General features: G+C 59.3%; 16 protein-coding genes. 1 reads left to right on the top strand and 15 read right to left on the bottom strand.

All coding sequences use genetic code 11. The annotated features are described in order from the left end of the window. Nucleotides 1–11: 11 nt before the first annotated feature. From AC2FFF_RS08680 to AC2FFF_RS08610, 15 genes are all read right to left on the bottom strand, one after another. A complete protein-coding gene (locus tag AC2FFF_RS08680; RefSeq protein ID WP_271950193.1) occupies nucleotides 12–233 on the bottom strand; it encodes a DUF5337 domain-containing protein in 222 nt (73 codons plus the stop codon). 32 nt (nucleotides 234–265) lie between these two features. Beyond that, nucleotides 266–1,366 carry an NADH-quinone oxidoreductase subunit NuoE gene (nuoE, locus tag AC2FFF_RS08675; protein WP_281972812.1) on the bottom strand — a complete coding sequence of 367 codons (1,101 nt, stop codon included), beginning with the start codon at nucleotides 1,364–1,366 and terminating at the stop codon, nucleotides 266–268. Further along, nucleotides 1,366–2,589 (bottom strand): NADH-quinone oxidoreductase subunit D, encoded by a 1,224-nt coding sequence (locus AC2FFF_RS08670; protein ID WP_281972811.1) that lies wholly within the window; start codon nucleotides 2,587–2,589, stop codon nucleotides 1,366–1,368. Before AC2FFF_RS08670 ends, nuoE begins: the two co-directional genes overlap by 1 nt. Further along, entirely contained in the window at nucleotides 2,589–2,720 is a 132-nt protein-coding gene (locus AC2FFF_RS08665) for a hypothetical protein (protein ID WP_281972810.1), read from the bottom strand. Before AC2FFF_RS08665 ends, AC2FFF_RS08670 begins: the two co-directional genes overlap by 1 nt. 1 nt (nucleotide 2,721) lies before the next feature. Then, a complete protein-coding gene (locus AC2FFF_RS08660; RefSeq protein WP_170433422.1) occupies nucleotides 2,722–2,895 on the bottom strand; it encodes a hypothetical protein in 174 nt (57 codons plus the stop codon). Further along, nucleotides 2,895–3,500, bottom strand: a complete 606-nt coding sequence (locus tag AC2FFF_RS08655) for an NADH-quinone oxidoreductase subunit C (protein WP_281972809.1) — start codon at nucleotides 3,498–3,500, stop codon at nucleotides 2,895–2,897. Before AC2FFF_RS08655 ends, AC2FFF_RS08660 begins: the two co-directional genes overlap by 1 nt. Before the next feature lie 10 nt (nucleotides 3,501–3,510). Continuing rightward, complete coding sequence (locus AC2FFF_RS08650; RefSeq protein WP_281972808.1) at nucleotides 3,511–4,044, bottom strand: NuoB/complex I 20 kDa subunit family protein; 534 nt, start codon at nucleotides 4,042–4,044, stop codon at nucleotides 3,511–3,513. After that, complete coding sequence (locus AC2FFF_RS08645) at nucleotides 4,035–4,400, bottom strand: NADH-quinone oxidoreductase subunit A (protein ID WP_142634899.1); 366 nt, start codon at nucleotides 4,398–4,400, stop codon at nucleotides 4,035–4,037. The genes AC2FFF_RS08650 and AC2FFF_RS08645 overlap by 10 nt, the downstream gene beginning before the upstream one ends. 182 nt (nucleotides 4,401–4,582) lie before the next feature. Beyond that, nucleotides 4,583–5,365: a crotonase/enoyl-CoA hydratase family protein gene (locus AC2FFF_RS08640; RefSeq protein WP_281972807.1), complete on the bottom strand. Its 783-nt coding sequence runs from the start codon at nucleotides 5,363–5,365 to the stop codon at nucleotides 4,583–4,585. A gap of 3 nt (nucleotides 5,366–5,368) precedes the next feature. Continuing rightward, nucleotides 5,369–6,223 carry a hydroxymethylglutaryl-CoA lyase gene (locus AC2FFF_RS08635; protein WP_281972806.1) on the bottom strand — a complete coding sequence of 285 codons (855 nt, stop codon included), beginning with the start codon at nucleotides 6,221–6,223 and terminating at the stop codon, nucleotides 5,369–5,371. 64 nt (nucleotides 6,224–6,287) lie between these two features. Then, a complete protein-coding gene (locus tag AC2FFF_RS08630; RefSeq protein ID WP_281972805.1) occupies nucleotides 6,288–8,219 on the bottom strand; it encodes an acetyl/propionyl/methylcrotonyl-CoA carboxylase subunit alpha in 1,932 nt (643 codons plus the stop codon). Nucleotides 8,220–8,222: 3 nt separating this feature from the next. Further along, nucleotides 8,223–8,648 carry an ASCH domain-containing protein gene (locus AC2FFF_RS08625; RefSeq protein WP_142634907.1) on the bottom strand — a complete coding sequence of 142 codons (426 nt, stop codon included), beginning with the start codon at nucleotides 8,646–8,648 and terminating at the stop codon, nucleotides 8,223–8,225. Between the two features lies 1 nt (nucleotide 8,649). Then, nucleotides 8,650–10,254 carry a carboxyl transferase domain-containing protein gene (locus AC2FFF_RS08620; protein ID WP_496750660.1) on the bottom strand — a complete coding sequence of 535 codons (1,605 nt, stop codon included), beginning with the start codon at nucleotides 10,252–10,254 and terminating at the stop codon, nucleotides 8,650–8,652. After that, nucleotides 10,251–10,742 (bottom strand): hypothetical protein, encoded by a 492-nt coding sequence (locus AC2FFF_RS08615; RefSeq protein ID WP_282021426.1) that lies wholly within the window; start codon nucleotides 10,740–10,742, stop codon nucleotides 10,251–10,253. Before AC2FFF_RS08615 ends, AC2FFF_RS08620 begins: the two co-directional genes overlap by 4 nt. Further along, on the bottom strand, nucleotides 10,739–12,283 hold the full coding sequence (locus tag AC2FFF_RS08610) for an AMP-binding protein (RefSeq protein ID WP_496750663.1): 1,545 nt from the start codon (nucleotides 12,281–12,283) through the stop codon (nucleotides 10,739–10,741). The genes AC2FFF_RS08615 and AC2FFF_RS08610 overlap by 4 nt, the downstream gene beginning before the upstream one ends. A 136-nt stretch (nucleotides 12,284–12,419) precedes the next feature. Between AC2FFF_RS08610 and AC2FFF_RS08605 the strand changes: the two genes are divergently transcribed. After that, nucleotides 12,420–13,025, top strand: a complete 606-nt coding sequence (locus AC2FFF_RS08605) for an OmpW/AlkL family protein (protein WP_142635181.1) — start codon at nucleotides 12,420–12,422, stop codon at nucleotides 13,023–13,025. Nucleotides 13,026–13,039: the final 14 nt, after the last annotated feature.

Genomic DNA, 13,039 nt, shown 5'->3' with positions numbered 1-13,039 from the left:
ATGTGTTACCTTCAGCTGTCCTGACGCATGCGCCAGAGTTGAAAAATGTTGACGCCCGCATAGATGAACCCGGCCAGCGCGGCAAAATCAAACAGCAGCGCATAGCGTCCCGGCAGTTCCATCGCGGGGCCAATGAACATGGTCATGGCAAGCCAGATCAGCATGGTCACGGCGATGACCACTCCGATATGTCGACCCTTGCGGGCCATGGCCTGTTCCTTGTCCTTGTCCATCTTGTCCTAAATGCCCAGAGCGGGCACACATCCTAGTCTTCGTATGTACCGTCGTCCTTGGCCCGCTTGGCGAACTCGGTTTCTTCACCCGCCGCCAGCTTGGTGGCCTGATCAATCCAGCCGTCTCTCTCGATCCGGCCTTTGAACTTCAGCCGCGCATCAACCCAGGCAACCTGCTCAGGCGTCCATTTGGCGATCTGATCATAATGATAGAAGCCCAACTCGTTCAGCGTCTTCTCAAGCTTAGGCCCGACACCTTTAAGCAGCTTCAGATCGTCCGACTTGCCGTCCCGCGCAGCCGAAAGCGTATCGGGCTGGTCTTCTTTGACCGCCTTCGCCTCAGCCGCTTGTTTCACCGCGGGTTTGGCCGGTGCGGGGGCCTTGGGAGGATTCGGAGCAGCCTTTGTCGCCGCCGCCTTGCCATCCTTGCCCTGCCATGGCGTCAGGATCGGAACCTCGGTCCCGTCGATGCGCTTGACGGTATCCCCCTGATCACGCGCCAACTGAACGCTGGCGTTATACTGGGTTCGGCCACTGTCATATTCGGACAGGCTGGTCAGCCCCTTCAGAGGCTCTGCAGCATAGCGCCCGTTCTGAGGGCCCGGTGTCGGCACTTTGCCAGCGGCCAGATCGTCGATGATCTTGCCAAAACCCTCGGCGGTCAGGTCTTCGTAATAGTCCTTGCCGATCTGCGCCATCGGCGCGTTGGTGCAAGAGCCCAGGCATTCGACCTCTTCCCAGCTGAGCTTGCCATCGGCGGACAACGCATGCGGCTTGGCGGCGATCTTGTCCTTGCAGACCGCGATCAAATCCTCGGCCCCGCAGATCATGCAGGATGTGGTGCCGCACACCTGAATATGCGCAACCGAGCCAACCGGCTGCAGCTGGAACATGAAATAGAACGAGGCGACTTCGAGCACGCGGATATAGGCCATGCCCAGCATGTCAGCGACGGATTCAATCGCCGGGCGGCTCAGCCAGCCCTCTTGTTCTTGCGCGCGCCACAGCAGAGGGATCACCGCGCTGGCCTGACGGCCTTCGGGGTATTTGGTGATCTGCGCTTCGGCCCATTGCCGGTTGGCAGCGGTAAAGGCGAAGCTTTCGGGTTGTTCGGGATGAAGACGGCGGAGCATTAGCGGTCAATCTCTCCAAATACGACATCCATGGTGCCGATGATGGCGGCGACGTCGGCCAGTTGGTGGCCTCCGGCGATGTGGTCCATAGCTTGCAGGTGCAGGAAGCCCGGGGCGCGCAGTTTGGCGCGGTAGGGTTTGTTGGTGCCGTCAGCGACCAGATAAACGCCGAACTCACCCTTAGGGGCCTCAACGGCGGCGTAAACCTCACCCGAGGGCACGTGGAACCCTTCGGTGTACAGTTTGAAGTGATGGATCAGGCTTTCCATCGAGGTCTTCATGTCCGAGCGTTTGGGCGGGGTGATCTTGCCACGGGCCAGAACGTCTCCGGGGCATTCCCGGATTTTGGCGATGGCCTGACGGATGATGTGCAGTGATTGACGCATCTCTTCCATGCGGCAGAGATAACGGTCATAGCAGTCGCCGTTCTTGCCGACGGGGATCTGGAACTCGAATTCATCATAGCATTCATAGGGCTGCGCGCGACGCAGGTCCCATGCCAGACCCGATCCGCGCACCATCACACCCGAAAAACCGTATTTCTGGATGTCGTCCTCGGTCACCACGCCAATATCGGCGTTGCGCTGTTTGAAGATGCGGTTTTCGGTCAGCAGACCATCAATGTCGTCGAGGATGGTGGGGAATTCGTGGCTCCACGTCTCGATATCGTCCAGCAGTTCCGGCGGCAGGTCCTGATGTACGCCGCCGGGGCGGAAATAGGCCGCGTGCAGGCGGGCACCACAGGCGCGTTCATAGAACACCATCAGCTTTTCGCGCTCTTCAAACCCCCAGAGCGGCGGGGTCAGCGCCCCCACATCCATCGCCTGCGTGGTCACGTTCAGCAAGTGGTTCAGGATGCGCCCGATCTCGGAATACAGCACCCGGATCAGAGAACCTCGGCGCGGCACCTCAACTCCGGTCAGCTTTTCAATGGCCAGACACCAGGCATGTTCCTGGTTCATCGGCGCAACGTAGTCGAGACGATCGAAATACGGCAGGTTCTGCAGATACGTCCGGCTTTCCATCAGCTTTTCGGTGCCACGGTGCAACAAACCGATATGCGGGTCGCAACGCTCAACAATCTCGCCATCCAGCTCAAGCACAAGCCGTAAAACCCCGTGCGCCGCAGGGTGTTGCGGGCCAAAGTTAATGTTGAAATTGCGGATCTTCTGTTCTCCGCTCAGCGCGTCCGTGCTGCCGTCATCATATCTTGAGCCGTCCATCAACGCCCCCGCCTATTCTTTTTCGCTTCGGCCCGAACCCGGACCTTTTCGGCCTCGGCCGCCTTGGCTGCAGCCCCCGCCAGAAGGACCCCCAGCGCACCCAGCACGATCAGTTCCCCCAGCATCATCATCTCAGCGGCGCTCCAGCTCTTGCAGTTTCAGCCCGACCCACCACAACAACGCGATCGTGCCAAAGGGGATCAGACAGAGCAGGCACCAGTATTTGTTAATCCCGAAGAACGGCAAAATCTTCACCATCGGGATGATGGTCAGTGCAGATAGGATCAGCCACCAAATGCCACCCATTATTCGCTCTCCTGTTTCTCATCGCCGGGCAGGATGTAATTCGCACCCTCCCACGGAGACATGAAATCAAACTGACGGTATTCCTGCACCAGATTGACCGGCTCATAGACCACACGCTTTTGCGCCTCGTCATAACGGACCTCGGTATAGCCGGTGGTCGGGAAATCCTTGCGCAGCGGATAGCCACGAAAGCCATAGTCGGTCAGGATTCGCCGCAGATCAGGATGGCCCGAGAAAAGGATGCCGAACATATCGAACACCTCGCGCTCGAACCAGTTGGCCGAGGGGTGAACGTCGACAATCGACGGCACCATGTCATCCTCACGGATCGACACGCGCAGGCGGATACGCTGGTTCTGGTACATCGACAGGAAGTGATAGACCACATCGAACCGCTTGGCCCGCTCGGGATAGTCAACGGCTGTGATGTCCACCAGGGTCGAGAACTTGCAACTGGCATCGCCCTTCAGAAATTCGATAAATTCCACAAGGTTCGACGGGGCCACGTCCACGTTCAACTCATCATGGGTGACATCCCAGGACAGAACGCAATCGGTCCGTTTGAGTTCCAGCTGCGCGCCGAGTTCTTTGAGTGCTTCGTTCATTGCCCTCTCCTCAGCGTACAATGGTGCCAGTGCGGCGGATTTTGCGCTGCAGCTGCATCAGACCATACAACAGCGCCTCAGCCGTCGGAGGGCAACCGGGCACGTAGATATCGACCGGCACAATGCGGTCACAGCCGCGCACAACAGAATAGGAATAATGGTAATACCCGCCGCCGTTGGCGCAGGATCCCATCGAGATCACATAGCGCGGCTCGGGCATCTGGTCATAGACCTTACGCAGCGCAGGCGCCATTTTGTTGGTCAGCGTTCCGGCCACAATCATAACGTCTGACTGACGTGGGGACGCGCGTGGCGCGATACCGAACCGTTCTGCATCATAACGCGGCATCGAGGTGTGCATCATCTCAACTGCGCAACAGGCCAGCCCGAAGGTCATCCAGTGTAACGACCCGGTTCGGGCCCAGTTGATGATGTCCTCCGTCGAGGTCAACAGAAAGCCTTTGTCCTGCAGCTCGGCATTCAGGGCCTGGGTGGCGACTTCTTTGTCGACGCCGGCGGTGTCTGCACCCGTCATCACTCCCATTCCAGGGCCCCTTTCTTCCATTCATAGGCAAAGCCGATGGTCAGAACGCCCAGGAATACTATCATGGACCAAAAGCCCACATCGCTGATGTCCTTGAAACCGACGGCCCAGGGAAACAGGAACGCGATTTCCAGATCGAAGATGATGAAGAGAATCGAAACCAGGTAAAACCGGACGTCGAATTTCATCCGCGCATCGTCGAAGGCGTTGAAGCCGCATTCATAAGCGCTGACCTTTTCAGGGTCGGGATTGCGGACGGCCAGCACCACAGCGGCAAGAATCAGGACGATTCCAAGGCCCGCAGCGACGACCAGAAACACCAGGATCGGGAGGTACTCCCGCAGCAGGTCTTCCACGAATAGCTCCTTTCCTGCGCGTGCCCCGTAGGGGAGCGCCGTCAATTAGCGTGTTGACTGGACATTCTCTATCCGCGCGGGGTCAGAGGGTCAACCAAACACAACCGCATGGCACCCTAATATTCCGTTTCATTCCAGCCGAACTTCGATCCGTGAAACGCCCAGACCGACAGAACGTAAACCTAACTATTCCATACAGGTTTTCGCTTGTCGAAGAATGCGCTGATTCCCTCATGCGCCTCGTCGGTTTCCCAGCGCGCAACAAGCGCCCGGATCGTTTGGTCGATAACGGGATCGTCAACACGCGGCCCCAAACCATGAACCAAGGCCTTGGCCGAGGCCACCGCACCAGGCGCACATGACAGATAGGGTTCAACCTCGGCCTCGACAGCGTCCGCCAGATCTTCTGCTGAGACCGTTTTGGCCAATAGGCCCAAATCGACGGCCTCGGCCGCGTCAAACAATCGGGCCGACATAAAGACCCGCCGCGCACGTGCCGCCCCCATCCGAGCGACAACATAGGGGCCGATGGTGGCCGGGATCAGACCCAGTCGCGTCTCGGTCAGGCCCATTTTCAGGGTCTCGACACCTATTGCCACGTCGCAGACGGCGGCAAGGCCCACGCCGCCACCAAAGGCGTTGCCCTGTAACGCTCCGATCAGCGGTTTGAGCATCACATTCAACGCCTGCAACATCTCGGCCAGTTTGCGTGCTTCGACAAAGCGTGTCTGAGGATCCGCTGCCATCTGGTCCTGCATCCAGCCCAGATCCCCACCGGCACAAAAGCTTTTGCCTGCTCCGGTCAGAACGACGACGCGCACAGTGCCATCGCCGCCCAACTGCACCGCCGCTTGTGTCAGTTCCCGGATCATCTGCGCGGACATCGCATTATGCTTCTCCGGGCGGTTCAGCGTCAGGGTTGCAACGCCACGTGGATCAACCGTGACCGAGATCGTTTCAAACATCGCCTACTCCGCCCTCATGGCCAGTGCCATTTGTGCCGCTTGTTCCACGATCCCCAGATCAAGCCCCGTTTCGTATCCAAGACGCTCTAGATGCGCGACCACGGCTTCGGTGGCCACGTTCCCTGCTGCGCCAGGTGCGTAGGGGCAACCGCCCAGCCCCCCGACTGCTGAGTCAAATGTCCGCACGCCCAGCGCCAATGCAGCGTCGATATTGTCGATGGCCCGACCATTGGTGTCGTGGAAATGTCCCGCCAAGCGGGTAACAGGCACCGTCTCACGCACCGCCAGAAGCATATGGGCGATAGTGTCCGGTGTTCCTTGCCCGATCGTATCTCCCAGCGACACCTCATAGCAACCCAACGCAAATAGTGTGTCCGCAATCTCGGCCACCTTCTCGGGTGGGGTTGGACCATCATAGGGGCAGTCGGTCGCGCAGGACACGTAACCGCGCACTGGCAGGTCAATATGGCGCGCAGCCTCTAGGATCGGTTTGAACCTCTCAATGGATTCGGCGATGGTCGCGTTGAGATTGGCCTTCGAGAACCCTTCCGAGGCAGATGCGAATACGGCAATCTCATCCGCTTTGGCAGACAAGGCGTCCTCGTACCCGCGCATATTTGGCGTCAGCGCCGCATAGCGCACCTTACCAACCCGCTGGATCCCGGCCAGAACATCGGCACTGCCAGCCATCTGGGGCACCCATTTCGGAGACACAAAACTGGCAACTTCGATCCGATTGAAGCCCGCCTTGCTCAGGCAATCGATCAGAGCGACCTTCTCGGCAACAGGAATTTCCCGCTGTTCGTTCTGCAGCCCATCACGTGGCCCTACTTCAAAAATGTCGACCCGTTCACCCATAGCTTTCGCCTCCCGTTATGCCGTGTTGTCCCGACTGTGCCACGTTGCGGCGCAGCGGGACAGATCATTCCTCCTCCAGCCGGACCAGCGCCGCGCCGGCCTCGACCTGAGCGCCCGTTTCGGCCAGCACCTCGGCGATCACGCCATCACGGGCAGCCAGCAAGGAATGTTCCATTTTCATCGCTTCCAGAATGGCCAGTCGATCACCTTCTGAAACGGCTTGCCCTACGGTGGCGAACATGGCCTTGACCAGACCGGGCATCGGCGCCTCGACCACATTGGTATCGCCCAAGGCGCTTGCATCGCGATCCAGCGGATCGACATGCTCAAACACTTGCCCATAGTCATCGAATACTGTGATTGTCGCACCAGCCAGTGCCACGGGCGGCATCGGGCGGTCATCAATGTACCAGCCTCCATTGCGCCGTTGCGCCAGAACCGTTGTGTCCTTGATCTGCCAGACCTGCCGGTCAGGTCCTTCGACCTGTACGTCTAGATCAATGAGCTCGCTATCGTACTTCAACTGGACGGCCCGGTGCAGCGGCGCCCACAGGCTGAAACCCGTGTCGGGCCCGGTCTCGACCAGATCAAGCGCCGTCATGGCTGCTGCAACAATCAAGCCCGCGCGCGCATCAGAAGTTCGGACCAGCCCGTCGATATCCCGACCGATCAGCCCGGTATCGACATCGCCCGCCACAAATCCGGGGTGCCGGGTCAGCGCGCCAAGAAACGAGAGATTCGTGACCGTCCCGGCAACCTCGGTCCGCCGAAGAACCCGGTGCAGGTTTTCCAGCGCCACTGCACGCGTCGGGCCATGCACCACGACCTTGGCAATCATCGGATCGTACCAGGGGCTGATTGTATCGCCGGACCGCACTCCGCTATCGGCGCGGCATTCCGCAGGAAAGCGCAGATGTGTCAGCGTACCTGTTGCGGGCAAAAACCCTTTGGGCACGTCCTCGGCGTAAAGCCGGGCTTCGAACGCATGCCCGTTGATCGTCAGGTCATCCTGCGTTTTTGGCAACGCCTCACCCGAGGCGACTCGCAACTGCCATTCGACCAGATCAACGCCGGTAATCGCCTCGGTCACGGGGTGTTCCACCTGCAAGCGCGTGTTCATCTCCATGAACCAGAACCGATCCGAGCGCAGCCCGTCCGATGCATCAACGATGAACTCAACCGTACCTGCGCCTTTGTAGCCAATCGCCTCGGCGGCGCGCACGCCCGCCTGCCCCATGGCCTCACGCATTTCAACCGTCATTCCGGGCGCCGGAGCTTCTTCGATCACCTTCTGGTGCCGCCGCTGCAGCGAACAATCGCGTTCGAACAGATGCACCGCCTGGGTGCCATCGCCGAACACCTGCACCTCGATATGCCGGGGCTTGGAAACGAATTTTTCGACCAGAACGGCATCGTTGCCAAAGGCGGTTTTCGCCTCTCCCCGCGCACTGTCTAGAGCCTCAGTAAAGTCTTCGGGGTGCTCTACCAGCCGCATCCCCTTGCCGCCGCCCCCCGCAACGGCCTTGATCAGCACTGGATATCCGATGGTCTGGGCCGCGCCCGCCAGATGATCAGGGTCTTGGTTATCGCCGTGATAACCCGGAACCACGGGCACGCCCGCCAGCTCCATCAACACTTTTGCCGCGTCTTTGAGGCCCATCTTGCGGATCGCATCCGCCGAGGGCCCGATAAAGATCAGACCCGCAGCCGCAACCGCGTCAACGAAACCGGGGTTTTCAGACAGAAACCCATAGCCCGGATGAATCGCCTGCGCGCCCGTATCCAGCGCTGCCTGAATGATCACATCACCCTTTAAATAGCTGTCCGCCGGGGCCGCGCCACCGATATGCACCGCCTCATCCGCCATTTGCACATGCTTGGCCGAGGCGTCCGCGTCCGAGTACACTGCAACACAGGATACACCCATTTTCTGAGCCGTTTCCATCACCCGACAGGCAATCTCGCCTCGGTTAGCAATCAGGATTTTATTGAACATGGCTTATCCCTCAACCCCGAGATCTTCGACAAGTCGGAACCGCTCGCAGAGCAATTCCATTTCGGGATCAAACCCGCCGTTTCGCTCGAAATACCGGCGGTGATCTTCGCGCCATCCTTCAAGCGCCTCATTCTCGCCCTCGGCCAGCGCGAAATCCTCGGTCACATCGCAATATCGGCAGGTCGTTACCTCATTCGTTTCGATCACCAGCGCGGGACGACCATCCCAGTCCAAAGCGATATCGCGCCGCCCAACGACCGGAGTATCCGCACTGCCTTCGGGATAGTCTCGCAAAGCACCGCAGGTCGCTGTTTTCCTTCCTGCACGCACTAAGGCCAAAAGTTCTGCGCTCAACGTTGCGTTGTCACCAAACTTGAAAGTCTGAGCACCCGGATAGCGGGCCATGACATCATTCAAAGAAACGTTCATCTTACATCCTGAACACGCCGAAACGTGTCTCCTCAATCGGGGCATTCAGGGCGGCACTCAGCGACAAGGCCAGAACATCGCGACTTTTGCGCGGGTCGATGATGCCATCATCCCATAGGCGCGCCGAGGCATAGAGTGGGTGAGATTGTTCCTCGAACATATCCAATGTTGGGCGCTTGAATTCGATCTCTTCCTCAGCCGACCAGCTGCCACCCTGCCGCTCGATCCCGTCTCGTTTGACGGTGGCCAGCACGCCCGCCGCTTGCTCGCCCCCCATTACGGAAATACGCGAGTTCGGCCAAGTCCACAGGAACCTGGGCTGATAGGCCCGCCCCGCCATGCCATAGTTCCCGGCCCCGAACGAGCCCCCGACAAGCATGGTGATCTTGGGTACCGAAGTCGTAGCAACGGCTGTCACCATCTTTGCCCCGTGCCGCGCAATGCCTTCGTTTTCGTATTTGCGGCCCACCATAAAGCCGGTGATATTTTGCAGGAAGACCAGCGGGATTTTGCGTTGCGAACACAGCTCAACAAAATGCGCGCCCTTTTGGGCGGCCTCGGAAAACAGCACGCCGTTGTTGGCGATGATCCCAACCGGGCAGCCTTTGACATGGGCAAACCCAGTCACAAGCGTCTCACCAAAGCGCGGTTTGAATTCATCAAATCGCGAGCCATCGACGAGCCGAGCGATCACCTCTCGGATATCATAGGGCGTGCGCAGGTCGGCGGGAACAACGCCCAGAATTTCCTCGGGGTCATAAGCCGGATCTTCGGGGCTGGCCCAATCCACGGTCTGCGGTTTGCGCAGATTCAGAGAACCCACCGCTTGCCGCGCTAAGGCCAGCGCGTGAGCGTCGTCCTCAGCCAGGTAATCGGCCACGCCGGACAGACGGGTATGGACGTCGCCACCGCCCAAATCCTCGGCGCTGACGACCTCTCCGGTTGCGGCCTTGACCAGGGGCGGCCCGGCCAGAAAGATCGTGCCCTGATCTTTGACGATGATCGTCACATCCGACATCGCGGGCACATAGGCCCCGCCCGCCGTACACGAACCCATGACCACCGCGATCTGAGGGATTCCTTTGGCACTCATTCGGGCCTGATTATAGAAGATGCGGCCAAAGTGGTCGCGGTCGGGAAAGACCTCGTCCTGGTTGGGCAGGTTCGCCCCGCCGCTGTCAACCAGATAGATACAGGGGAGTTGGCTTTCCTCGGCAATCTCCTGCGCGCGCAGGTGTTTCTTGACCGACATCGGATAATAAGTGCCGCCCTTCACGGTGGCGTCGTTGCAAACCACCATGACCTCGCGCCCCTGCACCCGGCCAATGCCCGCAATCACACCAGCGCTTGGCGCTGCATCACCATACATCCCATGCGCCGCCGTCGCGCCGATTTCCAGAAACGGAGACCCTGGGTCCAGCAGGTTCGCAACCCGGCGCCGGGGGAGCATCTTGCCACGGGATTCATGCCGCGCGCGGGATTTTTCACCCCCGCCCAGACGGGCCGCTTCCGCAGCGGCAGAGATTTGCGCCAGCGCGTCGAGATGAGCCGCGCGGTTTGCCTTGAAACCCTCAGAGGTGGGTATGGCTTTGGAATTGAGTTTCATTGGTGTTTACCCTCCAAAAGCCGTTCGGCCAATCGCAAGTTCAGCCACTTCATAGTAGCATCTAACAATAGGCATTCATTTTCAGACATGTCGGCTTCGCATTTCGTTTGAAAATCTTCGGAAGTTCGCCGCCGCGCATTCGCATAAAAGGAGCGCCTGAAACCCTTGAGGTTTGGGTTCGCTGGTAAATTCCCCGAAATTTCTGCACTTCTGAGACGAATGTGCTCAATTAAAATCTCGTGACAAATGTCCTGGTAGGAGTTTTCCTGATTATTTGTGCAATAGTCCAAGGCAGATGCAACACAATCCATATCCAACGTCATTTTTGGAACAGACATCACCGTCGTTTTGCTAAGTTGCGTACACCCATCCAACCAGTTTTCGACACCTATGACCGGCTCCGAAGCTTGCCCCATGCTTTCGTCCGCCTCTAGGGCCGCCGCGGAAATTAGCAGTGCAACCAACCCCGGCCAAAACATCTTACTCATGATTTCGGCCTCTTCTGCGTTTCAGTTTCCCCCGCCGCCCGCGCCTTCAATTCCTTCCGGATCACTTTCCCCGTCACAGTCATCGGCAGTTCCTCCAGAAACGCCACCTCGCGCGGATAGGAATACTGCGCCAGACGGTCTTTGACCCAATCCTGCAACTCTCGCTCCGCAACCGTGGCTCCCGGTTTCAACACCACATACGCCTTCACGATCTCGGTCCGCAACGGATCGGGCTTGCCGACCACGCCCACTGTCGCCACCGCCGGGTGGGTCAGTAGGCAATCTTCGATCTCGGCCGGACCGATGCGGTAACCGGCCGAGGTGATCACGTCATCGTCGCGACCGACGAAGCGCAGATAATCCCCCTCCCACACGCCGCGATCCCCAGTGATCAGCCAGTCGCCTCGGAACTTCTCGGCCGTGGCCTCAGGTCGATTCCAGTATTCCAGCAGCATCGAGGCCGAGCCTCGGCGGATGGCCACGTCGCCCTCTTGATCTGTGGGCTGGCCATCCTGGTCGATCACTGCAACTTCATGCCCCGGAACCGGTTTACCGATGCAACCCGGGCGCACGGGAAAATCCTGAGCGCAGGAAGACACCACCATGTTGCATTCGGTCTGGCCGTAGAATTCGTTGATCGTCAGGCCGAACGCCTGCTTCCCCCATTCCAACATCTCGGCACCTAGCGGCTCCCCTCCGGAAGCGACCGAGCGCAGACCGGGGATCGCCTGATCCGTGGCCTTGAGCATCCGCAATGCGGTAGGCGGAAAGAACACGTTCCGTACCCCGCCGCGCGCGATCACATCCGCACAGGCCTCGGGGGTGAATTTCTCGAGCCGGGCCGCGACCACCGGAATGCCCAGCGCCAGCCCTGGCATCAACACATCGAACAACCCGCCAATCCATGCCCAGTCGGCGGGCGTCCACAGACAGTCAACTTCGCGCAGATGGCTGTGGCTGATCGAGACCCCCGGCAAATGGCCGGTCAAAACCCGATGCCCATGCAGCGCGCCTTTGGGGCTGCCGGTTGTGCCGGAAGTATAGATCAGAACTGCCGGATCCTCGGGGCCGGTATCCGCAAAGGGCACCGGATCATCAGACGGAGCTATCTGATCGACCAGAACCGGTACGGCAAGATCCCCCAGCAGTGCAGCACCCTCTGCGTCTGTCAACACCAGTTGCGCCCCTGCATCCGCGACACGCGAGGCCAGCGCGTCATGTTTGAACAATTTAAACAAAGGCACCGAAATCGCGCCGATCTTCCAGATCGCAAGATGCGCCGCCGCGCAGCCGGGTGACTGGCTGAGCAGTACTCCAACGCGATCCCCAGGCCGCACCCGATCGAGCAAGGCGAGTGCGATGTCATCGGCCAAGCGTCCGAGTTGTGCAAACGTGACGACCTTGCCCTCACCCCCGGTCAGATCGATGATCGCCGTCTGCTCTGGGGGCTGTTCCAAGCATTGCCGCGCCATGTTCAACCGGTCCGGCAGGTCCCAGCCCCCACCCTGATGCAAACCAGGTATGCCTTCAGCGGGACACATTGCCGAAACCCTTTGTTTTTCTAGGTCTTTTCTGAATCGAGCCACCAAAGACGGTCACGGGAATTTGATGCAGATCAGAGTCGGCGGGCTCTGCTTCATACAAAACCCGGTCATCAACAAATCCAAAGGCCGTAAAATGACCAAGAAACTCGCCGCTTTGACCCTTTCGACCGCGCTCGTCGCGTTTGCTGCGCCCGTTTTCGCCCAAAATCAGGGCGACTGGACCGTTGGTGTCGGTGTCGGCTATCTCGACCCGAAGTCCGACAATGGATCCCTCGCCGGGCTGGATGCAGATGTCGATTCCGACACACGCCCGATCTTTACTGCCGAGTATTTCGTTCGGGATAATCTGGGTATCGAGCTGCTGGCCGCCACACCGTTCAGCCATGAGGTCACACTGGGTGGCAGCCTCGACGCAGGGACCGTCAAACACCTGCCGCCCACATTGTCGCTGAACTATCACTTCCCGACCAACTCGGTCTGGAAACCCTATGTCGGCGCGGGCATCAACTATACCATCTTCTTCGACGAAAAATCGGCCCTGGGTGATCTCGAGCTCGACAACTCGGTCGGCCTCGCACTGCAGGCCGGTCTGGACTATATGGTCACCGAAAAAGGCGCTGTTCGTCTGAACGTTCGCTGGTTCGATATCGACTCGGATGTCACACTGAACGGTGCCGATATCGGCACCGCTGAAATCGATCCTTGGCTGGTCGGCGTATCCTACGTTCACCGCTTCTGATCCTTTACACAGAA

It is taken from the genome of Ruegeria sp. YTSA226 (assembly GCF_059609905.1).
Note: the sequence above shows the minus strand (reverse complement) of the source record. Positions and strands in the feature narration are given on the sequence as shown.

Excerpts from the sequence above, each read along its gene's own strand:
- AC2FFF_RS08635 (WP_281972806.1), bottom strand. The coding sequence starts at position 6,223 with ATGGGTGAACGGGTCGACATTTTTGAAGTAGGGCCACGTGATGGGCTG.
- AC2FFF_RS08655 (WP_281972809.1), bottom strand. The coding sequence starts at position 3,500 with ATGAACGAAGCACTCAAAGAACTCGGCGCGCAGCTGGAACTCAAACGG.
- AC2FFF_RS08660 (WP_170433422.1), bottom strand. The coding sequence starts at position 2,895 with ATGGGTGGCATTTGGTGGCTGATCCTATCTGCACTGACCATCATCCCG.
- nuoE (WP_281972812.1), bottom strand. The coding sequence starts at position 1,366 with ATGCTCCGCCGTCTTCATCCCGAACAACCCGAAAGCTTCGCCTTTACC.
- AC2FFF_RS08680 (WP_271950193.1), bottom strand. The coding sequence starts at position 233 with ATGGACAAGGACAAGGAACAGGCCATGGCCCGCAAGGGTCGACATATC.
- AC2FFF_RS08605 (WP_142635181.1), top strand. The coding sequence starts at position 12,420 with ATGACCAAGAAACTCGCCGCTTTGACCCTTTCGACCGCGCTCGTCGCG.
- AC2FFF_RS08670 (WP_281972811.1), bottom strand. The coding sequence starts at position 2,589 with ATGGACGGCTCAAGATATGATGACGGCAGCACGGACGCGCTGAGCGGA.
- AC2FFF_RS08620 (WP_496750660.1), bottom strand. The coding sequence starts at position 10,254 with ATGAAACTCAATTCCAAAGCCATACCCACCTCTGAGGGTTTCAAGGCA.
- AC2FFF_RS08630 (WP_281972805.1), bottom strand. The coding sequence starts at position 8,219 with ATGTTCAATAAAATCCTGATTGCTAACCGAGGCGAGATTGCCTGTCGG.
- AC2FFF_RS08615 (WP_282021426.1), bottom strand. The coding sequence starts at position 10,742 with ATGAGTAAGATGTTTTGGCCGGGGTTGGTTGCACTGCTAATTTCCGCG.
- AC2FFF_RS08640 (WP_281972807.1), bottom strand. The coding sequence starts at position 5,365 with ATGTTTGAAACGATCTCGGTCACGGTTGATCCACGTGGCGTTGCAACC.
- AC2FFF_RS08625 (WP_142634907.1), bottom strand. The coding sequence starts at position 8,648 with ATGAACGTTTCTTTGAATGATGTCATGGCCCGCTATCCGGGTGCTCAG.
- AC2FFF_RS08610 (WP_496750663.1), bottom strand. The coding sequence starts at position 12,283 with ATGTGTCCCGCTGAAGGCATACCTGGTTTGCATCAGGGTGGGGGCTGG.
- AC2FFF_RS08650 (WP_281972808.1), bottom strand. The coding sequence starts at position 4,044 with ATGGGAGTGATGACGGGTGCAGACACCGCCGGCGTCGACAAAGAAGTC.
- AC2FFF_RS08665 (WP_281972810.1), bottom strand. The coding sequence starts at position 2,720 with ATGATGATGCTGGGGGAACTGATCGTGCTGGGTGCGCTGGGGGTCCTT.